Here is a 23,034-nt window from a genome sequence, read left to right on the forward strand (position 1 = left end):
TCACACTGCGGACACCAGATCGACCACGCCGAGGTGATTTCCGATTGCGCGCCGCAGGACCGGCACTTCACCTCGGCGTGGTCGATCTGGTGTCCGCAGTGTGACAGCTCCGATGTCGAGGTGCTGAGCGGCAACGAATTTCTGGTGACGTCGATGGACGTCTCGTGAAAGGTGGTCACTGTGAACGGATTTAGTTATGGGTAGGTTCCATCGGCACGACGACGGCACCGTGCATTCCCATGACCATGACCATGACCATGACCACGGCCACGGCCACGGCCACGACGATGACCATGGGGATCACGGCGACTTTCACGGCTATGAGACCGGGAGCCAGCGGATCGACGTGCTGGAATCAATCTTCGCGGAGAACGACTTCCGTGCCAATATCAACCGAGCGGCGTTCGAGAGCAACGGGATCCGTGCGCTCAATCTGATGAGCTCGCCCGGCTCCGGTAAGACGACGGTGCTGCAGGCCACACTCGACGCGCTGGCCCGCGAGTTCGCGATCGGAGTGATCGAAGGCGACATCGCCACCGACCTGGACGCCGCCAAGCTCAGCGGCCGCGGCGCACAGGTGTCTCTGCTCAACACCAGCAATGGGTTTGGCGGCGAGTGCCATCTCGACGCACCGATGATCAACCGCGCGCTACCGGGACTCGACCTGCCCGCACTGGACCTGGTGATCATCGAGAACGTGGGCAACCTGGTCTGCCCGGCGGAGTTCGACGTCGGCGAACACGCGAAGGCGATGGTCTACTCCGTCACCGAGGGTGAGGACAAGCCGCTGAAGTACCCGGTCATGTTTCGATCGGTGGATTTGGTGTTGCTCAACAAGATTGATTTGGTGCCCCATCTGGACGTCGACGTCGACCGTTACATCGCGCATGTGCGCGAAGTCAACGCGTCCGCGACGATCCTGCCGATCAGCGCGCGCACCGGCGCCGGCATGGACGCCTGGTTCGGCTGGCTACGGAGGTTCACTCAAGGGCCGTTTGACTAGTTCAACCGAACTCGGTCCGGCGTTTTTGCAAATGACTTGCAAGACAATGAAACCCGATAGTCCAGCTGCATCTTTCGGCCGGCCGCGGACCGCTGGAAACGATTGACAACGCCCGTTAGCGGGGGTAGACCCAGAAACAGCGCTGTGCAAGTGGGCCGACGGTCGACTCCGGTAGCGCAAGGGGCGTCAGCCCGCCCCGGAAAGCTGCATCATGCCAACAGAAGCAGCAGTCAAAGCGGAAGAAACGTTGATCCATGTTCTCTGGATCAACGCAGGTCTCAGTTGTGATGGCGACTCGGTGGCGTTGACTGCCGCCACCCAACCCAGCGTCGAGGAGATCGCACTAGGCGCGCTCCCCGGCCTGCCGCAGGTCGCTGTCCACTGGCCGTTGATCGACTTCGAATGCGGACCCAGTGGAGGGGCGGACGACTTCCTCGAATGGTTCTTCAAAGCCGACCGCGGCGAATTGGAGCCCTTCGTGCTGGTCGTCGAAGGGTCCATCCCCAACGAGAAGATCAAGGACGAGGGCTACTGGTGCGGGTTCGGCAACGACCCGGCAACCGGGCAGCCGATGACCACCAGCGAGTGGCTCGACCGGTTGACGCCCAAGGCCACCGCGGTCGTCGCGGTGGGGACCTGCGCCACCTACGGCGGCATTCACGCAATGGCCGGCAACCCCACCGGGGCGATGGGTGTGCCGGACTACCTCGGCTGGGATTGGAAGAGCAAGGCCGGGATCCCGATCGTCTGCGTCCCGGGCTGCCCGATCCATCCGGACAACCTTTCTGAGACGCTGACCTACTTGCTCTATATGGCGACCGGCCAGGCACCGATGATTCCGCTCGACGAGGCGCTGCGCCCCAGCTGGTTGTTCGGCGCCACCGTGCACGAAGGCTGCGACCGGGCCGGCTACTACGAGCAGGGCGATTTCGCCACCGAGTACGGTTCGCCGAAATGCATTGTCAAACTTGGTTGTTGGGGCCCCGTTGTCAAGTGCAACGTGCCCAAGCGCGGGTGGATCAACGGAATCGGCGGTTGCCCGAACGTCGGCGGCATCTGCATCGGATGCACGATGCCCGGCTTCCCGGACAAGTTCATGCCGTTCATGGACGAGCCGCCGGGCGGCAAGCTCTCGAGCACCGCTTCGGGTCTGTACGGGACCATGATCCGCAGCCTGAGAGGCATCACCGGGCGCACCCTCGACAAGGAACCCAGCTGGCGCCACAAGGGCACGAAACTCACCACCGGAGCCCGTCGCACCTGGTAGGTACGTCGGCGTTGAGCAAGCAGCGCCATCCGGGTGACACCAAAGTATTTCAATCATCGCTATTAGAGAGCGAAGACCGATGACAACGATCATCCCTGAGCCGTCAACTTCTAAGCGGGAACCCGGCCAGCTCGTCGAGATGGCGTGGGACCCGATTACCCGGATCGTGGGCAGCCTCGGCATCTACACCAAGATCGATTTCGAGAACAAAGAAGTCGTCGAGTGCCACAGCACGTCGTCGATCTTCCGCGGCTACTCGATCTTCATGAAGGGCAAGGATCCGCGCGACGCCCACTTCATCACCAGCCGCATCTGCGGCATCTGCGGCGACAACCACGCCACCTGTTCCTGCTACACGCAGAACATGGCGTACGGGGTAAAGCCACCACACCTCGGAGAATGGATAGTCAACCTCGGCGAGGCCGCGGAATACATGTTCGACCACAACATCTTCCAGGAAAACCTGGTCGGCGTTGACTTCTGCGAGAAGATGGTTTCCGAGACCAACCCGGGCGTGCTGGCCAAGGCGGAGAACACCGCGGCGCCGCACGCCGACGCGCACGGGTACAAGACCATCGCCGACATCATGCGGTCGCTCAACCCGTTCAGCGGCGAGTTCTACCGGGAGGCGCTGCAAGTCAGCCGCTGGACGCGAGAGATGTTCTGCCTCATGGAGGGCCGCCACGTGCACCCGTCCACGCTGTACCCAGGCGGGGTCGGCACGGTGGCGACCATCCAGCTGATGACCGACTACATGACCCGGCTGATGCGCTACGTGGAGTTCATGAAGAAAGTCGTCCCCATGCACGACGACCTGTTCGACTTCTTCTACGAAGCACTGCCCGGTTACGAGAAGGTCGGGCTGCGCCGCACCCTGCTCGGATGCTGGGGCTCCTTCCAGGATCCCGAGGTGTGCAACTTCGCGTACAAGGACATGGAGCGCTGGGGCAACGCGATGTTTGTCACCCCCGGCGTGGTCGTCGACGGCAAGCTGGTCACCCACTCGCTGGTGGACATCAACCTCGGCATCCGGATCCTGCTGGGCAGTTCGTATTACGACGACTGGACCGACCAGGAGATGTTCGTCAAGACCGATCCGCTGGGTAACCCGGTGGACCGGCGTCACCCGTGGAACCAGCACACCAACCCGCACCCGCAGAAGCGGGACATGGACGGCGGCAGGTACAGCTGGGTGATGTCGCCGCGCTGGTTCGACGGCACGGACCACTTGGCGCTGGACACCGGCGGGGGCCCGCTGGCCAGGTTGTGGGCGACCGCCCTGGCCGGACTGGTCGACATCGGCTACGTGAAGGCGACTGGTTCCAGCGTGCAGATCAACCTGCCCAAGACTGTGCTGAAGGGTCCGGTGGAATTGGAGTGGAAGATTCCCCAACACGGCAGCAACACGATCGAACGTGACCGAGCGCGGACCTACTTCCAGGCGTACGCGGCGGCATGCGCGTTGCACTTCGCCGAGAAAGCGCTCGCCGAGATCCGCGCCGGGCGTACCAAGACCTGGGAGAAGTTCGAGGTGCCCGACGAGGCTATCGGTTGCGGCTTCACCGAGGCGGTCCGCGGTGTGCTGAGTCACCATATGGTGATCCGGGACGGCAAGATCGCCAACTATCACCCGTACCCGCCCACGCCGTGGAACGCCAACCCGCGCGACAGCTACGGCACGCCGGGCCCCTACGAGGACGCGGTCCAGGGCCAGCCGATCTTCGAGGAGAACGACCGGGAGAACTTCAAGGGCATCGACGTCATGCGCACGGTGCGCAGCTTCGACCCGTGCCTGCCCTGTGGTGTGCACATGTACCTGGGCAAGGGCAAGACGCTGGAGAGACTGCACACGCCGACTCAGTCGCCCGTCGAGGAGTGACTGATGGCGGGTCGCCCGGAAGGCCCTGGCACGCAATGGCGTACGGCGGGCGATCGGATCCAGACTCTGCTGGATTCATGCGCGGCGGGAGGTGCGACCGCGTACGAACGCGCCCAGGAACTGGTCCGGGAGGTGGTCGGGCTGTACGGGGCCGGGCTGGAAAGGATCATGCAGCTCGCCGCCGAAACATCAAGTCCTGAGGGAGGATTGACCGAGCGGCTGGCCACCGACGACCTGGTGGCCAGCCTGCTCCTGGTGCACGGCCTGCACCCGCACGATGTGCACCGTCGGGTATCCGATGCGCTGGACCGGGTGCGGCCCTACCTGGGTTCGCACGGTGGCGACGTCGACCTGCGCGAGATAACGGACGACGGCGTCGTGCGGTTGGCATTCACCGGTAGCTGCAAGAGCTGCCCATCGTCAGCGGCGACGCTGGAGCTGGCCGTGCAGGACGCGGTCCGGGCGGCGGCGCCGGAAATTTCTTCGATCGAGGTGGTGACCGCGACGCCCGCAGGGATCATCCCAACGGAATCGCTGTGGGCACCGCTACGTTCGAACGGGCACGGCCCGACCAGATGGCACCCGATCCCCGAGGTGGGCGAATTGGAGCCCGGCGAGGTCGGCGGCTTTCTGGTCGCGGAGACGACGGTGCTCGCGTGCCGGGTTGATGACCAGACGTTGGCCTACCGCGACCACTGTCCGGTCTGCCAAGACTCGCTGGCTGGTGCGCAATTGCGCGCCGGCACAACACAGACGATGCTGCGTTGCCCCCGCTGTCAGACGGATTTCGACGTCGTGCGCGCGGGGGCCGGTCCAGGCGGGGTTCACCTCGAGCCGCTGCCGCTGCTGACTCGTGACGGCGTGCTGTCGGTGGCGCTGCAGAGCGAAGGCACGACGGTGCCGGCATGACCAGTCCTTACGATGTGCTGGCTCGCATCACCAGCAACCGGCAACCCGCCGACCCGGCCGGTGAGCGGTGTGAAATGTGCTCCGAGCTGATCGCCGACGAGCATCAGCACGTCGTCAATGTCGCGGGCCGCCAATTGATGTGCGTCTGCCGCGCCTGCTATCTGCTGTTCACCGACTCACACGCCGAGCTGCGCTACCGCGCGGTGCCGGACCGGTATCTGGCCTTCCCGGATTTCGCGCTGGACCGTCGCGCATGGGAGGCGCTGCAGATTCCGGTCGGCGTCGCCTTCTTCTTCACCAACTCGGCGCTGGGCCGAACCGTCGCCTTCTATCCCGGACCGGCCGGGGCATGCGAATCCGAGCTGGACCTGGATTACTGGAACACACTGCGCGGCAAAGACTCTCGAACCGGCCTGTTGGCCGACGATGTGGAGGCGTTGCTGGTCCGGCTGCCCGAGAGCGATGAATCGGCCCAGCCTCAGACATATCTCGTCCCGATCGACGTGTGTTACGAGTTTGTGGGACGACTGCGCATGCTGTGGCGGGGCTTCGACGGCGGGCAGGAGGCGCGGGAGTTCATCGACGACTTCTTCAGCCGGGTCGCGGCCCGCGCCTCGCGGACGCCCCCGGAGGCGCCGCGATGACGCAGCCAATCGAGTTGAGCTTCACTGTTCTGGACGTAGCGCCCGAACCGTACACTGTCACCCCGGTGCTCACCGCCCGCATCGGTGTGGCTGCGAACAGTGACGACCCGGTGCACGCGATCGCACTGCGCTGCCAGGTCCGTATCGAGCCGCTGCGCCGTTCCTACTCCGACGACGAAGCCGCCGGGTTGACTGACCTGTTCGGCCCCCGCGAGCGCTGGGCGACCACCCAACGCACCTTCCTCTGGCAGCACTGCAGCGCGATGGTGCCCGGCTTCGCCGGCCACACCACCGTCGGGCTCCAGTTGCCCTGCACCTACGACTTCGAGGTTGCCGCCGCCAAGTATCTGCACGCTCTAGGCGACGGCTCCTTGCCGCTTCAATTCCTGTTCAGCGGGACACTTTTCGTCAAATCCGAACGCGGCTTCTCGGTCCAGCAGGTGTCCTGGGACTGTGAGGACCGTTACGACATGCCGGTCACGGCGTGGCGGGACCTGATCGCCCAGCACTATCCGAACACCGGCTGGGTGCGGCTCAGCCACGACACCATCGCCGCGCTCTCCCGTTACAAATCGGCACGCGGGATGCTGGACCTCGACCATGCGGTCACCACGCTGGTTGCCGATGCCTCCGAGCGGGAGGGCGCAAAGTGACACCCGCGTCATCAACCTGGGACCGTGTCCGCGCCGTCGCCGACGCCGTGCTGTACGAGGGCTATCTGCTCTACCCTTACCGGGGAACCTCGAGCAAGAACCAATCTCGTTGGCAATTCGGCGTTCTGGGGCCGCCCGGTGCCGTCGATGCCGGCCTGGGCGAAGACGACACGCTGGCCGCACAGTTCCTGGTCGACGGCGCCCAAGCGATCACCCTGGCGGTGCGGTTCCTGCAGTTGCAGCACCGCCGTGCGGAACGCGAGTTCCCAGAAGGCCCGGCCATGTTCGTACCTGTCGACGAGCTGACCACCGCATCGGGGTCATGGCTGACCTGGGACGAGGCGGTCGAATGTGAAGTGTCCTTTGGTCCGCTTGCTTTCGACGAGGCCGAACAGCCATGGACGCTGCCGGTGACCGCTTCCGCTGACACCGAGATCGAGCGGGTCGACGGCGGCCGCCTGGTCCGCGAGCGGCAGGCAGTGCATGGCGAGCTGACCGTATCCACCGAGCCCGACGGCAGCCTGCTGCGAGTCTCTGCGCGACTGACCAACGTCGGCGAACCCGCACGCGATAAGAACGAGGCGATTGCGCGCTCACTGATCGGCGCTCACATCATCGTCGAAGTCGTTGGTGGGCAATTCATATCGATGATCGATCCGCCGCCCGACGCGGCCGACGCGGTGTCCCGGTGCAGCCAGCACCGCTGCTTCCCGGTGCTGGCCGGCCCGCCCGGAATCCACGACATACTGCTGATTTCTCCGATCATTCTCTACGATCATCCTGAGGTCGCCGAACAGAGCAATACCGCGCTGTACGACTGCACGGAGATCGACGAAATCCTCACCCTGCGGGTGATGACGATGACCGATGAGGAGAAGGCGCAGGCCCGCGCCACCGATCCGCGGGCGGCGCAGATCATCGACCAATGTGACGCCATGTCACCCGAGGCCATGGCGCGGCTGCACGGTGTGCTCAGGGATCCGCACCATGCCGCGGGTCTGGTCCCGGAGATTCCGGAGGGAGTCGACTGGTGGGATCCGCTGGCCGACAATGCGGTTCGGCCGGAAATCGACGCCGTGCTGGTGAACGGTACGGCGGTCGCCCGGGGCAGCCGCGTCATATTGCGGCCGCGGCGACATGCCGATGCTCAAGACATCTTCGTCGCCGGCAAAACGGCGATCGTCACGTCCGTCCACGAGGATGTCGAGGGTGAGAAGCATGTCGGTGTGGTGGTGGAGGACGACCCGGCCGCCGACCTGCACGACTGGTACGGCCGCTACCTGTATTTCTCCCCCGACGAAATAGAGCCTCTGACAACACAGGAAACAATTGAAAGACGGAAAACAATTGAAGGACGGAAAACAACCGAAAGGAATGCGACATGGAAGTCTTAGGTTGGGTGTTCGTTGCCCTCATCGCGATCGTGGTACTGGCGGCAGTGGCGATGGGACTGGTGTCGTTGCCTGACGCTAAACGCTATCTCAGGCTGAGGCGCATGTAGCTGGGTAAGTAGCCAATGGCAGCACGCATTCTGGTCGCCGGAATCGGCAATATCTTCCTGGGGGACGACGGCTTTGGGTCCGAAGTGGTTCGGCATGCCGAGATACCGCAGGATGATGACTCCGTGCGCGTCGTCGACTACGGTATCGGCGGCATGCATCTGGCCTACGATCTGCTCGAGGATTGGGACACGCTGGTTCTCGTCGACGCGGTTCCGAGCCGGGGTCGCCCGGGCACTCTGCACGTCTTCCAGGTAGACCACCAAACAGGTTCCAGTGCACCGGGTTTGGATGCACACAGCATGGATCCGGAAACGGTGTTCGCCAGCCTTCGCGCGCTGGGCGGCAGCCCGCCCTACACCGTGGTCGTCGGCTGCGAGGCGGGAAACGTCGAGGAGGGGATCGGCCTCACCGATCCGGTAGCCCAGGCCGTGCCCCGGGCCGCCCGCGCGGTGGAAGAGATCGTCGCGGCGCTACGTACCCCGGCCACCGCTGCGCCGATGCAGAAGGAGTGTTGAACATATGTGCCTGGGTATACCCGGTCAAGTGATCCGGATGCTGGAGGGTTACCACGGCCAACTCGCACTGGTCGACGTCACCGGCGAGCAGCGCAAGGTCAACGTCGGCATGCTTCCCGACGAGACGTTCGCGCCCGGCGATTGGGTGATCATCCATATGGGCTTCGTCGTCGAAAAGACGGACCGTGCCGGAGCAGAGCAGGCGATGGCCGGACTTGAGCTGATGGGCCGGGGTACCTGCGATCCAGGGACAGGCTGACATGACCGAAACCCCCGTGCTGCCCGCCTTGGTTGCGGGGCCCGCCGATATTCGGCAGCGCTTCACCGTGACCGGCGTGGTCCAGGGCGTGGGCTTTCGCCCATTCGTTCACCGCACCGCCACCGAATTGGGCCTGGCCGGATTCGTCGGCAACGATTCGGGCGCGGTCTTTCTCGAGGTTCAGGGCGACCCCGCCCGCGTCGACGAATTCGCCCGGCGGCTGCACGCACAGGCACCACCGCTGGCGCGGATCGACGCGGTCTCGGTGGTCGACGTCGCACCACAATCCTTGTGCGGCAATCGGTTCCGCATCGTAGCCAGTCGGACCGCGCCCGGTGCCGGTACTCCCATTCCCCCTGATATCGCGGCTTGCGACGAGTGCGTGGCCGAGCTGTTCGACCCGACCGACCGACGCTACCGGCACCCCTTCGTCACGTGCACCAACTGCGGACCGCGGTTCACCATCATCCGCGCGTTGCCGTATGACCGTCCGGCCACCACCATGTCGACGTTCGCCATGTGCCAGAGGTGCGCGGCCGAATACCACGATCCGGCCGACCGCCGGTTCCATGCACAACCGATAGCCTGCCCGGATTGCGGCCCGTCGCTGTGGTTCTCGTCACCGGACGGCCGCATCGACCGGGCCGATGCGGCGCTCGCGGCCACCCAACGGGCCCTGGGAACGGGCGCGGTGGTCGCGATCAAGGGAATCGGCGGTTACCACCTGGCGTGCGCAGTCGGCGATGATTCGGCGGTCGCCGCGCTGCGGCGCCGGAAAGCCCGCGGAGCAAAGCCTTTCGCCGTCCTGGTGCGTGACCTTGATGTCGCGGGGCGCTACGCGTTCATCGACGACAGCGAGACCGCGGTTTTGGGCAGTCCTGCGCGGCCGATCGTGCTGCTGCGGCGGCGCCCCGGCGCACCGGTGGCTCCGGCGGTCGCGCCCGGCAGTCCGCTGCTCGGGCTGATGCTGCCCTACTCCCCGATTCACCACCTGCTGCTGGCGCCCCTGCCCGGTGCGGCCACGCCGGTCCCGGACGCGCTCGTCCTCACCAGCGCCAACCGTTCCGACGAACCGATCTGCTTCACCGAAGACGACGCCGCGCGCAGGCTTCCGGCGCTGTGCGACGCCGTACTCGACCATGACCGTCCGATACACGTGCCCTGTGACGATTCCGTGGTGCGGGTCGTGAGTGGCGCGAGCAGACGCAAAAGCACGCACACGCACGGCGTGTCGCGTGCTTTTGCGTCTGCTCGCGCGGACGAGTTGCCCATCCGGCGGTCCCGTGGGTATGCCCCGCTGCCCGTTGATCTCGGCATCGACGGGCCCGCCGTGCTGGCAGTGGGCGGAGAGCTCAAGAACACGTTCTGCCTTACCGACGGCCCACGGGCGTATCTGTCCGGGCACATCGGCGACATGGGCACCTGGGAGACGCTGCGGGCGTTCGAACGGGCCGTAGGACAGCTCAGCGAAATTCGCGGCAGCCCAGCGCGATTGGCCGCCGATCTGCATCCCGGGTACCACACCCGCAGCTGGGCTGAACGGCACGCGCAGGGACGCCCGCTGGATCTGGTCCAGCACCACCACGCGCATGTGGTCTCGCTGCTCGCCGAACACAGCCGCATCGGTGAACCCATCATCGGGGTCGCCTTCGACGGCACCGGCTACGGCTGCGATCAGACGATCTGGGGCGGGGAGATCCTGCGGCTAGGACGCGACAGCCACCGGTTCGTTCGGGTCGCCCACTTGTTGCCGGTTCCATTGCCAGGCGGTGACGCGGCGGTACGCAATCCATGGCGGATGGCGTTGTCCCAACTATGGATGGCCGGCATCGACTGGACCCCGGATCTGGCGCCGGTCGCGGCGACAACCCCGGACGAATTACGGTTCATCCGTTCGCAATTGGAGAGCGGAACCGGATGTGTGCCGTGTTCGAGCATGGGCCGGCTGTTCGACGCGGTCGCCTCGTTGCTCGGGGTGAGGCACCGCATCGACTACGAGGGCCAGGCCGCAATCGAACTCGAGGCGTTGGCCGACTCGGCCGGCGACGATCCGGAGCACCCGCTGCCGTCGCTGCCGCTGACGGTGCGCCCCGACGGGGTGATCGATCCTGCCACCATGACGCGGGCGCTGGTGTCGGCCCTGAAGTCCGGCGCGCAGCCGGCGTCGCTGGCGGCGGCGTTCCACGAGGCGGTCGCCGATGCGGTCGCCGCGGTGGTCCGCCAGGTTGCCGGCGCGGTCCGACTGGTGGGCCTCACCGGCGGCGTGTTCCAGAACGTGCTGCTGCTGCGGGCATGCCGGGAACGGTTGCAGCGAGCCGGTTTTGAAGTGCTGACCCATCATCTGGTGCCGCCCAACGACGGCGGGCTGGCGTTGGGCCAGGCGGCGATCTCCATGCTGACGGCACGGGAGGAGGCTCACCGTTGAACACCATCACCGCGATCGACCGCGGCCTGGGCGCAGAACTCGCCGCGGACCTGGCCGCCACCGCGTTCACCCTGGCCAAGCGATTCGCGGCCGGAGCCACCATGTGGTCCATCGCACCGTCGTGGCAACCGCATGCCATGCACATCGCGGTCGAGTTCGTACATCCCGTGATCATGGGCAAACGTGCACTGCCCGCCGTCGCCCTGATCGGACCCGACCTGGTGGACCTGGTCCGGGTGTCGGTGCGGCCCGGCGACATCGTGATTGCCGTCTCCCCCGCCGACGACCCTGCTGTGTGTTCGGTGATGCAACGCAGCCCGGCGTGGGGTGCAAGCACCGTCTGGATCGGCTGCGGACAGCGGCCCAGAGCGGGCCTGGCCGACCATGTGCTGTGGCTGGACGATCCCGACCCGCGGATACCCGCGACCGGTGGCTTCGTGCTCTTCTACCACCTGCTGTGGGAGTTGACCCACGTATGTTTCGAGCATTCCGGGTTACTCAAACCCGAACGCTCCGAAGACGTTTGCGTCACCTGCAGCGACGAGGGCCGGCTGGGTGAGGTGATGGCTGCGTCGGTAGGGGGCCCGGCCTCCGGACTGGCCAGGGTGCGCACCGCGCGGGGCGCCGAGGACGTGGTGACCACGCTGATCGGTCCGGTCGCCGCCGGCGATTTGGTGCTGGTGCACGCCGGTACGGCGATCAGCCGGGTCAAGGAGGACGTTCCATGAGCGACGAACCCACCAACTTCCTCTACCCGTTCATCGATGCGCAGGAGGACGATTCTCAGTCGCTGCTCGCCGACCTGACCGCCTCCGCGCAGGCCAAGGCGGCCGAAAGCCTCGCGCTGCGGCGCTCCACGGTGGAAGCCAACGCCGACCTGCTCACCCGGGCCGCCACCGAGATAGCGCGCCGATTCGCCTCGGGTGGAAGGATGTTCACCTTCGGAAACGGCGGCAGCTGTACCGACTGCACCACTTTGGCCTGGTTGTTCGCCCGCCCTCCGACAGGTCGGCCCCTTCCTGCCTGGTCGTTGACCGCCGACCAGGCCATCATCACCGCGCTGGGCAACGACGTCGGGTTCGAGCTCGTCTTCGCCCGCCAGCTGATCGCCCGCGCGAAGGCCGGCGACATCGCCATCGCCATGTCGACCAGCGGCGGCTCACCCAATCTGCTGGCCGCGCTCGCCGAGGCGCGGCAGCGCGGCCTGTACACCATCGGATTCGCCGGATACGACGGCGGCGCATTCGTGAACAACCCGAATGTGGATTCCTGCTTCGTCGTTCGCTCGCAGAGCGTGCACCGGATCCAGGAATCGCAAGCGCTGTTGGGATATCAACTGTGGTTGGCGGTACACGAGCACGACGACCGAGGCGTGGGGGCGGCATGAGCCGCGCCAGCGACGATGCAGAACGAGCGATGAGGAGCGGCGCAGTGGGCACAGCAGCGGGCGAATACCTGTCCTCCGGCCCACGATTCGCCGAGGGTGAGGTGATCGAGCGGATCGAGTCGTTCCGCAGGCGTCGGCCCCGGTTGCTCGACGAACACGTAACCCTGGCGCACGGAGCGGGCGGTAAGGCCTCGGCGGCGCTGGTGGACGCGGTGTTCCTGGAGGCTTTCCGCAATCCGCTCCTCGAGTCACTCGGCGACGGAGCGGTGCTCTCCTTGCCCAGCGGTGAGCGACTGGCGCTGTCGACGGACTCATTTGTGGTGCAGCCCAGGCGTTTTCCCGGCGGCTCGATCGGGGAACTCGCGGTGAATGGCACCTGCAACGATCTGGCCATGGCCGGAGCCGTACCGTCCTGGATCTCGGCGGCATTCGTGCTCGAAGAGGGCTTTCCGATCGCCGAACTCAAGGAGATCGTCGCGGATATGGCGGCCGCCGCCGCGAACGCGGGCGTGCAGATCGTCACCGGTGACACCAAGGTGGTGCCCAAAGGCGCCGCCGACGGGCTGTTCGTCACCACCACCGGGGCCGGCGTCATTCCCGCGGGCCGACGGCTGGCGGCTCAGGCGGTGCGGGCCGGCGACAAGGTGCTGCTGTCCGGAACGATGGGCGATCACGGCATGGCCGTCATGCTTGCCCGCGGCGACCTGGCCATCGAGGCCGACATCCGCTCCGACACCGCCGCCGTGAGCCCCCTGGTGGAACTGCTGATGACGGCCGCGCCGTCCACCCGTTGGCTGCGCGACGCCACTCGCGGCGGGGTGGGCACCGTCTGCAACGAACTGGCGCAGGCCTGCGGACTCGGGGTACTGCTCGAAGAGGAGCGACTTCCGTTGCGGCCCATGGTCAGCGGCGCGTGCGAGCTGCTCGGCATCGACCCGCTCTATGTCGCCAACGAGGGCAAGTTCGTCGCCGTCGTCGCACCGGAGGAGGCCGAGGCTGGGCTGGCCGCGTTGCGGTCGCACCCGTTGGGGGCCGACGCCGCCGAAGTCGGAGAGATCGTCGCCGAACCTGCCGAAAGCGTGGTGCTGCGTACCGGATTCGGCGGCACCCGCATTGTCGACATGCTGGTCGGGGACCCCCTGCCGCGAATCTGCTGAACATCAGAAAAGGAGGTGCGCTTGCGATGTGTCTCGGCATTCCGGGCCGGATCGTTGAGATCACCGACCCCGCAAACTATCTGGCGAAGGTTGACGTCAGCGGCGTGCAGCGCACGATCAGCGTGCGCCTGCTGGAGAATGACATGCCCGAGCCCGACGACTGGGTTCTGGTACACGTCGGCTTCGCGATGGCCAAGATCGACGAAACCGAAGCGTTGCTGACATTGGCCGCCGTCCAGAAACTCGGTGACACCTATACGACCGAGATCGAAGCCTTCGACTCGTCGTCGATCGCGTGAGCGATCAGAAAAGGAAAAGCAATGAAATTCGTCGACGAATTCCGCGACCCGGCCGCAGCCCGCAAATTGTTAGCCGCCATAGAGCACTTGGCCGGCCATGACGAACACTTCAAGTTCATGGAGGTGTGCGGCGGGCACACGCACACCATCTACCGGCACGGCATCGAGCACCTGCTACCGGAAAATGTCGAACTGGTACACGGCCCGGGCTGCCCCGTCTGCGTGATCCCGATGGGCCGCATCGACGACGCGATGTGGCTGGCCGGACAGCCCGACGTCATCTTCACCTGCTTCGGTGACATGATGCGGGTGCCCGGTTCGGCCGGCAGCCTGCTGGACGCCAAGGCCCGAGGCGCCGACGTACGTTTCGTCTACTCGCCGCTGGATGCGCTCAAGATCGCGGTCGACACCCCCCAAAAGCAGGTGGTGTTCTTCGCCATCGGCTTCGAGACCACCGCGCCTTCGACCGCGGTCACTCTGGTGCGCGCCCGCGACCTGGGACTGCGCAATTTCAGCGTCTTCTGCAACCACGTCATGATCGTGCCGCCGATCAAGGCCATCCTCGAATCACCAGATCTGCGGCTGTCCGGTTTCATCGGCCCCGGGCACGTCTCGACCGTCGTCGGCAACCGGCCGTACCGGTTCGTGCCGGAAGTGTACCGAAAGCCGCTGGTAGTGGCGGGCTTTGAGCCGCTGGACATCCTGGCCGCGGTCGCCATGCTGCTGCGGCAGATCCGTGAGGGCCGGTGCGAGGTGGAGAACCAGTACAAGCGGGTGGTCCCCGAGCACGGAAACCCCGCCGCACTCGCGCTGATGGGTCAGGTGTTCGCGCTGCGCCCGCACTTCGAATGGCGTGGGCTCGGCTTCATTTCGCAGAGCGCGCTGCGGCTGCACGACGACTTCGCGGAGTTCGACGCCGAGCTGCAGTTCGCCATGCCCGGCGTACGGGTCGCCGACCCCAAGGCATGTCAGTGCGGCGAGGTGCTCAAGGGCGTGCTCAAGCCTTGGGAGTGCAAGGTTTTCGGCACTGCATGCACACCGGAGACGCCTATCGGCACATGCATGGTGTCGCCCGAGGGGGCATGCGCGGCTTACTACAACTTCGGCCGGCTGCACCGGGATGCGGTCAAGCTGGTGGGGCAGTCCGGACGCGGCTGACATGGACGGCTCTGGCCCCCGATTGACCAGCGGCGCCGAGATGTTCGCCCGTTACGCCTATGCTCCCAACGCACTTGGCTTCTGCGGGCCTCCGTTGGGCGCGACGTTGCGGGACGGCTCGGTCGAGGACGTGCGGCGCGCGGCGACGAGGTTTTCCGGCGCCTGGCCGTATCTGCGGGTGCTGTCCAACCTCACCGGTATTGCCGACCCGCTGGACTACCTACTCGTCGAGTCGTACTGGCTAGGCGGTGGCGTCGGCGCCGGTCTCGATCCCGACCAGTTCTTCGACGGGTTGCTGGCCATCATCGGGCCGCAGGCGGGACGCTATTGGTCGCATCTGACACCGGATCTGGCCGGCGAGGCGGCCGCAAACCACTGCTTTCACGTATTCGGGGTGTATCCGTGGACGCGCTTTTTGGGACAAACCACCAGCGAGCACCCGCTGACCGTGCTGGACAATTGCCGGATTACCTGGGGCACAGTCGTTTCCCGTGACGGCGAGCAGATCGAGGTGTTGTGCAGGCAGCTGATCTGGGACGGTGCGGCGCTGCGGCTGTCCGAGCCCGCGCACCGCCGGCTCGAGGTGTGGGCCGACGGTTACAGCGCGGTGCCCGACGTGGCCGTAGGCGACGATGTCGCGATGCACTGGGGGCGGCTGTGCGGCCGGCTGCAGCCGCGGCAGCTGGAGGCGCTAGTGGAAAGCACGGATCGCCAATTGCGGGTGACCAGCCAACGGCTAGCCCACGTCTAACGGGTCGCCGCAGTCGGGTCCAGCGCGTGCCAGACTGACCGGATGCCCGGCTCAATCCGCGACGTGCTGCCGGCCGCGGCGGCAATGCTCGGCGTCCCCGATGCGACCGGCGGGCCGGCGGTCTCAGACCTTCTCGCCGGCCTCGACCAGGTCGACCGGGTAGCGGTCGTGCTCGTCGACGGGATGGGCTGGCATCTGCTGCCGGAGCTGGCCGGCGACGCGCCGCTGCTCGCCTCCGTGCTCGCCGGCCGCGCGGGACGACTGCAGGAGCTTGCCTGCACCTTTCCCTCGACGACACCGAGCAGCCTGGTGTCGCTGGGCACCGGCGCGCAGCCGGGGCAGCACGGCATCCTTGGGTTCACGCTCAACGTCCCGGGCACCGATCGCGTGCTCAGCCACATCACGTGGCGCGACGATCCACCGCACCGGGAATGGCAGCCGCTGCCGAGCTGGTTCGAACGGCTGGCTTGGGCCGGGGTCAGCGCGCGCGCCGTGCTGCCGGAGTGGTTCATCGGCAGCGGACTGACCGACGCGGCATATCGCGGTGCGCAGTTTCTTCCGGCACTCCCGAACGAGGACTATGCCGCGCGGGTGGCTGACGAGCTGCGCGCGGCGCCCGGACTGGTCTACGGCTACACCGCCGTGCTGGACACCGCGGCCCATCTGTTCGGTATCGGTTCGCCGCAGTGGCACGAAGCGGCCGCGCAGGTCGATGCGCTGCTGACCCGGCTAGTCGAGACCCTGCCGCCGGATGCGGCGCTGCTGGTGACCGCTGACCACGGCGGCCTGAATGTTCCGCCGGAGGCCCGTGTCGACATTGACCGCGACCCGCGGCTGGCCGCTGGGGTACGAGTGGTTGCCGGCGAGCCACGGGTGCGCTACCTGCACACCGAGCCGGGTGCCGCAACCGATGTGCGGGCCACATGGCGCGAGCTGCTTGACGGCCGCGCCGAGGTATACAGCCGCGACGAGGCCGTGGCAAGCGAAATGTTCGGTCCGGTGGACCCGCGTTTCCTGCCACGGATCGGCGACGTGGTCGTCGTGTGCGCTGACAACTCGGCGGTGCTGGCGACCGGTCGTGAACCGCCGGAAACGGCTCGGCTCATCGGTTTTCACGGCGGCGCCACGGCAGCCGAGATGGCGATCCCACTCATCGTTTTCAATGGGGGCTGACGAGTTCCAAGCCGCGCAGCAGATTTGATGAAACCGACGGCACCTCATATCGATTTCAAACCTTCTGACCGGCCGCGGAGCGGTCTCGTTGTTGTACAGTCGAGCCACTGTGGATGTCCCGAGCGTGGCCAGACCCCAGCGCTGGCAATCGACCATTGCGATCCTTGCCGCGCTGTGTCTGCTGGTTACCGTATTCGGCGGTAATCCGTTGCGCCCCAAGTTGATAACTGCGGTGGCAGCACAGTCACCAGCGGCTCTGGTTTCCGGTTCGGCACAATCCGATCGCGAATCTCTTTCCGGTACCACACCGGCCAATCACGTCTCATTCAAAAGCGCTGCGACGAAACGCAATCGGCAGCTGCCCTGGGGGCGCGTCGTCGCACAATCAGCCTCGTGGCTGCGACCGATCAACTTGCCCGCCTACGGATTTCGATCGGGCGATGCGCGCGCTGCCGCGGGTGTAACCGCAGCCCTTGGCGGACAAGACATCTTGACCCAACTCTGCACCGCCCGGCGCTGACCGGGCAGCGCTGTCCGGACGTGTTCAGCGTCTGCACTCATGACACGCCGGTGCGAATTGCCGGTGCGGCGCGGCCGGAAACTGCTTGCCGTGACGTTTGCCGAGGTCGGATACCGCACCGACAGCAACGACGAAGTCTCTAATCGATTTCAAAGGAAGTTTCCAGCCGGTTAACGGCCGTAACTCCTGTACATTAAAATCACGGTGAACAAAAGATGTACAGAAGGTGAACGGCTCCTTGCCGCAATCTGAAGTCAGGACGGATAGCTATGAGTTTCGGGGCGTTGCCGCCGGAGGTCAACTCCAGGCGAATATACGAAGGCCCAGGCTCAGCGCCGCTGCTGGATGCCGCCATGGCCTGGGACCGGCTCGCCGCAGCCCTTTACGACCAGGCGACCGCCTATCAGTCGATCACCGCACAGCTGGCCGGCGGCTGGCAGGGTCCCGGTGCGACGGCGATGGCCTCGGCGGCAGCGCCACAGATAGCGTGGCTGAACGCCGCCGCCGCACAGGCCCAGCACGCCGCCAACCAGGCAAAACAAGCTGCCAGCGCCTACGAGACGGCGCATGCGGCGATGGTCCCCCCGCCGTTGATCGACGCCAACCGCGCGCTGCGGGCCCAGCTGGCGTCGACGAATCCCCTGGGCCAGATCAGCGCGGCGATCGCGGACACCGACGCCGAATACGAACAGATGTGGGCCCGGGACGCTGACGCCATGTATGCCTATGCCGGCACGTCGGCCGGCGCCACGGAGGTGACGCCGTTCGCCTCGCCGCCGATGACCGCCGACCCGGTCGGGCTGGGGTACGCGACCTCGGCATTGCTGGACGCGGAGGAGATCCTGGCCAGCGGCAACCAGCTGATACCAGCGGTCCCGCGGGCGCTGCGGGCGCTCTCCACATCACCCGTCGCGGCGGCGGCCGCTGCGTCGATCCTGCCGGCGCTCTCGAAACTGCGGAAGCTGCGGCTCGGATTTGCCAAGGTGGCAAAGGCGGCTACTGCCGCGGGTGCGGATAGCGGCGTTCTCGGTGACCGAGTCGAAGCGGGCTTCTGTCGCGGGAGGGCGGTGGGGAGCCTGTCGGTCCCGCGGGGTTGGGCGACGGCCACGGCGAAAGCGTCCGTCGCTCCGCCGGTGCAACGCAGGGGCTGGGTCTGTGAACAGATCGTCGACGTCGAATACAGTGAGCCGCCGTTGTGGCCACTTGCCCGCTAGCGGCTATAGCGGAGTCACGTAAGCCGAGCTGATACCGCCGTCAACCAAGAACGTCGAGGCGGTGATGAACGACGCGTCGTCGCTGGCCAAGAACGCGACCGCGGCAGCGATCTCATCGGGCTCGGCGAAGCGGCCGAGCGGCACATGCACCAGCCGGCGGGCGGCCCGCTCCGGATCCTTGGCGAAGAGCTCCTGCAGCAGCGGGGTGTTGACCGGCCCCGGGCACAGTGCGTTGACTCGGATGCCCTGCCTCGCGTACTGCACCCCGAGCTCTCGGGACATGGCCAGCACCCCGCCTTTGGAGGCTGTGTAGGAGATCTGGGAGGTCGCCGAGCCCAGCACCGCGACGAACGACGCCGTGTTGACGATCGAGCCTTTCCCGGCCGGCACCATGTGCCGCAGCGCTGCGCGGCAGCAAAGGTACACCGACTTGAGGTTGACGTCTTGCACCCGCTGCCACGCGGGCAACCCGGTATTCTCGATCAGATCGTCCTCGGGCGGCGAGATGCCGGCGTTGTTGAACGCAATGTCGACGGATCCGCAGCGTTGCGCCGCGGTGTCGAACAGTGCGTTGACCGCGCTCTCGTCCGAAACATCCACTGCCACAAACAAACCGGAAAGCTCGTCGGCCGCGGCCGCACCGGCTTCAGCGTCGATGTCTCCGACCACGATCGTTGCGCCTTCGGCGTGCATCCGGCGGCCGGCGGCCAAGCCGATGCCGCTGCCCCCGCCGGTGATGACCGCCACCCGCCCGGCCAGGCGCTGCGTCAGGTCCATCACTGGCCGCCCTCGCGGATAGCGATGAACACGTTCTTGGTTTCGGTGAACTGCAATGGTGCGTCCGGTCCCAGCTCACGGCCCAGCCCGGACTGCTTGAAGCCGCCGAACGGCGTGTGGTAGCGCACCGACGAGTGCGAGTTGACGGAGAGATTCCCCGATTCGACGGCCCGTGACACCCGCAGCGCCCGAGACAGGTCGTCGGTCCAGATCGATCCGGACAGCCCGTAGGCGGTGTCGTTGGCCAGCGCGATCGCGTCGGCCTCGTCCTCGAAAGGCAGCACCGTGACCACCGGGCCGAAGATTTCCTCGGTGACGCTGCGATCGGTGCGTTCAGGGGTCAAAACCGTTGGCGGAAACCAGAATCCGGGTCCCGACGGCGAGGCGCCGCGAAACGCGACCGGCGCGTCGTCCGGAACGTAGGAGGCCACCTTGTCGCGGTGTGCACCGGAAACCAGCGGACCCATGTCGGTGTCACGGGAACGGGGGTCCCCGACGACGACGCTTCGCACCGCCGGTTCGAGCAGTTCCATGAATCGGTCATAGACGCTGCGCTGCACCAGGATTCGGCTGCGGGCGCAGCAGTCCTGCCCGGCGTTGTCGAACACCCCGGCCGGCGCGCTGGCCGCAGCGCGCTCCAGGTCGCAATCGTCGAAGACGATGTTGGCGCTCTTGCCGCCCAGTTCCAGCGTCAACCGCTTCACTTGTGCGGCCGCGCCGGCCATCACCTTTTTGCCGACCTCGGTGGATCCGGTGAACACGATCTTGCGCACGTCGGGGTGGGTGACGAAGCGCTCCCCGACCACCGTGCCCTTTCCCGGCAGTACCTGTAGCAGGTCTGCGTCCAAGCCGGCGTCGACTGCCAGCTCGCCGAGCCGCATGGTGCTCAGCGGAGTCCACTCGGCGGGTTTGACCAGCACCGCGTTGCCGGCGGCCAGGGCCGGCGCGATGCCCCAGGAGGCGATCATCATCGGGAAGTTCCACGGCGTGATCACTCCCACTACGCCCAGCGGTTCGTTGAAGGTGACGTCGAGTCCGCCGTCGACGGGAATCTGCTTGCCGGACAGGCGTTCCGGGCTGCCGGCATAGAACGCAAGCACGTCACGGACATGGCCGGCCTCCCATTCGGCCGACGCGATCGGATGTCCGGAATTGGCCACTTCCAGTGCCGCCAGCTCGTCGACGTGCGCGTCGACGACGGCCGCGAACGCGCGCAGGCTCCCCGCCCGCTGCGCCGGCGACAACCGCGCCCAGCGCCGCTGCGCGGCCCGGGCCCGCTCCACGGCGTCGTCGACCGCGGCGGCGTCGGTGTGCTCGACCGATCGCAGCACTTCCTCGGTGGCGGGATTGATCAGCTGAGCGGTGTTGGTCACTGCCGTACCGAGCTCAAGCGATAGGCCCGCGCGGCATCGACGATCGCACTGAACAGCCGCAGGTCGTCCAGCGACTCTTCCGGATGCCACTGCACCGCAAGGACGAAGTTCTCGCCCGGCAGCTCGAGCGCCTCGACGACGCCGTCGGCATCCCACGCGCTGACCACCAGGTCCGCGCCGACTTCGGCGACCGCCTGGTGGTGATAGCAGCGGACCTCGGTGGACTCCCCGATCAGCCCGGCCAACCGGGTGCCCGCCACGGTGCGCACCGGCAGCGCGGTGAACCTCGCATTGCCGGCCCGGTGGCCGTGGTGCCCCAGCACGTCGGGCAGGTGCTGATGCAGCGTCCCGCCGAACGCGACGTTGAGCACCTGGGCGCCGCGGCAGATGCCCAGCACCGGCAGATTGCGTTGGACTGCACCCGCTAGCAGCGCGAACTCCCAGGCGTCGCGGACGGCACCGGGCGGGTCGGTTTCCGGATGGGGTTGCTGGCCGTAGGCGGCCGGGTCGACGTCTTTGCCGCCGGTGATCACCAGGCCGTCCAGGCCGTCGAGCACTCGCCCCGCGGCGTCGGGATCGACCGGTTGCGGCGGCAGCAGCACCGCGATTCCGCCGGCCATGGTGATGCCGTTGAAGTAGCTCGCCGGCAGGAGACCTGCCATGACGTCCCACACTCCGGTCTGCGCCCGATCCAGGTAGGTCGTCAAGCCGACGACCGGGCGGCTTAGTGGCGATCGCGAGCGCGGCGCAGCCGGGCGCTGCGGGTCGCCACCATTGGACTCAGAGGCGTTCAAAGCCACGCGTCCTCTCCCAGTCGGTGACCGCCGCGTTGAAGGCCGTCAGCTCGACGCGAGCGTTGTTCAGGTAGTGCGCGACGACGTCGTCGCCAAACGCCTCCCGGGCCAGCTCCGACGCTTCGAACAGCGCCGCGGCCTCGGCCAGGGTGGCGGGCAGCCGCTCGGCCTCGACGGTTTGGTATGCGTTGCCGGTATACGGCTCCGGCGGTTCGAGGTCCTGCTCGATACCGTACAGGCCGCCCGCGATCAGCGCCGCCACCGCGAGGTACTGGTTGACGTCGCCCCCGGGAACCCGGCATTCGACGCGGATGTTGGATCCCCGGCCGACAACTCGCAACGCGCAGGTGCGGTTGTCCAGTCCCCACGCCACCGCCGTAGGCGCGAAGCTGCCGTCGGCAAAGCGCTTGTAGGAGTTGATGTTCGGCGCGAAGAGCAAGGTGAGCTCGCGCAGCGTGGCCAGCAGGCCTGCGAGGAAACGGCGGAAGGTGACCGACATGCCGTGCGGCCCTTGGTCATCGGCGAATACCGCCGCACTGTCGGTATCCCGCAGCGAGAGATGAATGTGACAGCTATTGCCTTCGTGCTCATCGTATTTCGCCATGAACGTCAAGCTCTTGCCATGCTGGTCGGCAATCTCCTTGGCGCCGTTCTTGTAGATGGCGTGGTTGTCGCAGGTGACCAGCGCGTCGTCGTATCGGAACCCGATCTCCTGCTGGCCTTTGTTGCACTCACCCTTGACGGCCTCGAATCGCAGGCCCGCACCCTGCATTCCCAGCCGAATGTCGCGCAACAGCGGCTCCATGCGCGACGACGCCAGGATCGCGTAGTCGATGTTGTAGTCACTGGCCGGGGTAAGGCCGCGGTAGCCGCTGGCCCACGCGTCGCGGTAGGACTGGTCGAACACGATGAACTCCAGCTCGGTGGCGACATCGGCGGTCAGTCCCCGCTCCTCGAGCCTGTCCAGCTGGCGGCGCAGAACCGCTCGGGGCGAAACGGTGACCGCGCTGCCGTCGGCCCAGCCCAGATCCGCGACCACCAGCGCGGTCCCCGGCAGCCAGGGAATGAGGCGAAACGTGGTGAGGTCCGGTGTCATCACCATGTCGCCGTAGCCGGTGTCCCAGCTCGACAGCGCATACCCGGGCACGGTGCTCATGTCGACGTCGACGGCCAGCAGGTAACTGCAGCACTCGGCGCCGTGCTCGGCCATTTCGTCGATGAAGAGCCGGGCCGACACCCGCTTGCCGGCGAGCCGGCCCTGCATGTCGGTGAACGCCACGATGACGGTGTCGACGTCGCCGGCCCCGACCAGTCGTTCCAGGTCGGCCCACGACAACAACGCAGAACCCGGACCGGTCACAACACTTCCTCCTCG

22 protein-coding genes and 1 pseudogene are annotated in these 23,034 nt (G+C 66.5%); 19 read left to right on the plus strand and 4 right to left on the minus strand.

Annotated elements, in window-relative coordinates:
* Positions 1–69: 69 nt before the first annotated feature.
* The 19 genes and pseudogenes from A5791_RS25105 to A5791_RS25200 form a co-directional block, all read left to right on the plus strand.
* Positions 70–168 (plus strand): annotated as a pseudogene (locus tag A5791_RS25105) (hydrogenase maturation nickel metallochaperone HypA); the annotation flags it as partial.
* A 28-nt stretch (positions 169–196) separates the two neighbouring features.
* The gene (gene hypB / locus A5791_RS25110) at positions 197–1,003 is read left to right on the plus strand and encodes a hydrogenase nickel incorporation protein HypB (RefSeq protein ID WP_067242912.1); all 807 of its coding nucleotides are present in this window, start codon (positions 197–199) and stop codon (positions 1,001–1,003) included.
* Positions 1,004–1,214: 211 nt separating this feature from the next.
* The gene (locus tag A5791_RS25115) at positions 1,215–2,270 is read left to right on the plus strand and encodes a hydrogenase expression protein HypE (protein WP_067242914.1); all 1,056 of its coding nucleotides are present in this window, start codon (positions 1,215–1,217) and stop codon (positions 2,268–2,270) included.
* 79 nt (positions 2,271–2,349) lie between these two features.
* Entirely contained in the window at positions 2,350–4,149 is a 1,800-nt protein-coding gene (locus A5791_RS25120) for a nickel-dependent hydrogenase large subunit (protein ID WP_067242916.1), read from the plus strand.
* 3 nt (positions 4,150–4,152) lie between these two features.
* Positions 4,153–5,058 carry a NifU family protein gene (locus tag A5791_RS25125; RefSeq protein WP_067242918.1) on the plus strand — a complete coding sequence of 302 codons (906 nt, stop codon included), beginning with the start codon at positions 4,153–4,155 and terminating at the stop codon, positions 5,056–5,058.
* Positions 5,055–5,702, plus strand: coding sequence for a DUF5947 family protein (locus tag A5791_RS25130; RefSeq protein ID WP_067242920.1), 648 nt, complete (start codon positions 5,055–5,057; stop codon positions 5,700–5,702). Before A5791_RS25125 ends, A5791_RS25130 begins: the two co-directional genes overlap by 4 nt.
* Complete coding sequence (locus A5791_RS25135; protein ID WP_067242922.1) at positions 5,699–6,355, plus strand: DUF6084 family protein; 657 nt, start codon at positions 5,699–5,701, stop codon at positions 6,353–6,355. Before A5791_RS25130 ends, A5791_RS25135 begins: the two co-directional genes overlap by 4 nt.
* Positions 6,352–7,749 (plus strand): hypothetical protein, encoded by a 1,398-nt coding sequence (locus A5791_RS25140; RefSeq protein ID WP_156661605.1) that lies wholly within the window; start codon positions 6,352–6,354, stop codon positions 7,747–7,749. The genes A5791_RS25135 and A5791_RS25140 overlap by 4 nt, the downstream gene beginning before the upstream one ends.
* A gap of 122 nt (positions 7,750–7,871) precedes the next feature.
* Complete coding sequence (locus A5791_RS25145; RefSeq protein ID WP_067242923.1) at positions 7,872–8,372, plus strand: hydrogenase maturation protease; 501 nt, start codon at positions 7,872–7,874, stop codon at positions 8,370–8,372.
* Positions 8,373–8,376: 4 nt separating this feature from the next.
* Positions 8,377–8,631 carry a HypC/HybG/HupF family hydrogenase formation chaperone gene (locus tag A5791_RS25150; RefSeq protein ID WP_067242924.1) on the plus strand — a complete coding sequence of 85 codons (255 nt, stop codon included), beginning with the start codon at positions 8,377–8,379 and terminating at the stop codon, positions 8,629–8,631.
* Between the two features lies 1 nt (position 8,632).
* Positions 8,633–11,056 (plus strand): carbamoyltransferase HypF, encoded by a 2,424-nt coding sequence (gene hypF / locus A5791_RS25155; protein WP_067242925.1) that lies wholly within the window; start codon positions 8,633–8,635, stop codon positions 11,054–11,056.
* Positions 11,053–11,784 carry a HypC/HybG/HupF family hydrogenase formation chaperone gene (locus tag A5791_RS25160; RefSeq protein ID WP_067242926.1) on the plus strand — a complete coding sequence of 244 codons (732 nt, stop codon included), beginning with the start codon at positions 11,053–11,055 and terminating at the stop codon, positions 11,782–11,784. Before hypF ends, A5791_RS25160 begins: the two co-directional genes overlap by 4 nt.
* Positions 11,781–12,443 carry an SIS domain-containing protein gene (locus A5791_RS25165; RefSeq protein WP_067242927.1) on the plus strand — a complete coding sequence of 221 codons (663 nt, stop codon included), beginning with the start codon at positions 11,781–11,783 and terminating at the stop codon, positions 12,441–12,443. Before A5791_RS25160 ends, A5791_RS25165 begins: the two co-directional genes overlap by 4 nt.
* Before the next feature lie 44 nt (positions 12,444–12,487).
* Positions 12,488–13,600 (plus strand): hydrogenase expression/formation protein HypE, encoded by a 1,113-nt coding sequence (gene hypE, locus A5791_RS25170; protein WP_156661606.1) that lies wholly within the window; start codon positions 12,488–12,490, stop codon positions 13,598–13,600.
* A gap of 26 nt (positions 13,601–13,626) precedes the next feature.
* Positions 13,627–13,899: a HypC/HybG/HupF family hydrogenase formation chaperone gene (locus tag A5791_RS25175; RefSeq protein ID WP_067242929.1), complete on the plus strand. Its 273-nt coding sequence runs from the start codon at positions 13,627–13,629 to the stop codon at positions 13,897–13,899.
* Positions 13,900–13,920: 21 nt separating this feature from the next.
* Positions 13,921–15,057 (plus strand): hydrogenase formation protein HypD, encoded by a 1,137-nt coding sequence (gene hypD / locus A5791_RS25180; protein ID WP_067242932.1) that lies wholly within the window; start codon positions 13,921–13,923, stop codon positions 15,055–15,057.
* Between the two features lies 1 nt (position 15,058).
* On the plus strand, positions 15,059–15,808 hold the full coding sequence (locus A5791_RS25185) for a DUF6390 family protein (RefSeq protein ID WP_067242936.1): 750 nt from the start codon (positions 15,059–15,061) through the stop codon (positions 15,806–15,808).
* A 42-nt stretch (positions 15,809–15,850) separates the two neighbouring features.
* Complete coding sequence (locus A5791_RS25190) at positions 15,851–16,981, plus strand: alkaline phosphatase family protein (RefSeq protein ID WP_067242937.1); 1,131 nt, start codon at positions 15,851–15,853, stop codon at positions 16,979–16,981.
* A gap of 789 nt (positions 16,982–17,770) precedes the next feature.
* The gene (locus A5791_RS25200; protein ID WP_067242940.1) at positions 17,771–18,715 is read left to right on the plus strand and encodes a PPE family protein; all 945 of its coding nucleotides are present in this window, start codon (positions 17,771–17,773) and stop codon (positions 18,713–18,715) included.
* 3 nt (positions 18,716–18,718) lie between these two features.
* Here A5791_RS25200 and A5791_RS25205 read toward each other — a convergent pair whose 3' ends face one another.
* Genes A5791_RS25205 through A5791_RS25220 form a run of 4 tightly spaced genes read right to left on the minus strand, consistent with a single transcriptional unit; the run spans position 18,719 to position 23,019 of the window.
* Positions 18,719–19,495: a 3-oxoacyl-ACP reductase gene (locus A5791_RS25205; RefSeq protein WP_197504774.1), complete on the minus strand. Its 777-nt coding sequence runs from the start codon at positions 19,493–19,495 to the stop codon at positions 18,719–18,721.
* Positions 19,492–20,865, minus strand: a complete 1,374-nt coding sequence (locus A5791_RS25210; protein ID WP_067242945.1) for an aldehyde dehydrogenase — start codon at positions 20,863–20,865, stop codon at positions 19,492–19,494. The genes A5791_RS25205 and A5791_RS25210 overlap by 4 nt, the downstream gene beginning before the upstream one ends.
* The gene (locus tag A5791_RS25215) at positions 20,862–21,665 is read right to left on the minus strand and encodes a gamma-glutamyl-gamma-aminobutyrate hydrolase family protein (RefSeq protein ID WP_231996010.1); all 804 of its coding nucleotides are present in this window, start codon (positions 21,663–21,665) and stop codon (positions 20,862–20,864) included. The genes A5791_RS25210 and A5791_RS25215 overlap by 4 nt, the downstream gene beginning before the upstream one ends.
* A complete protein-coding gene (locus A5791_RS25220) occupies positions 21,646–23,019 on the minus strand; it encodes a glutamine synthetase family protein (protein ID WP_067242953.1) in 1,374 nt (457 codons plus the stop codon). The genes A5791_RS25215 and A5791_RS25220 overlap by 20 nt, the downstream gene beginning before the upstream one ends.
* Positions 23,020–23,034: the final 15 nt, after the last annotated feature.

The organism is Mycobacterium sp. 852002-51163_SCH5372311 (genome assembly GCF_001667115.1).
Taxonomy (GTDB): Bacteria; Actinomycetota; Actinomycetes; order Mycobacteriales; family Mycobacteriaceae; genus Mycobacterium.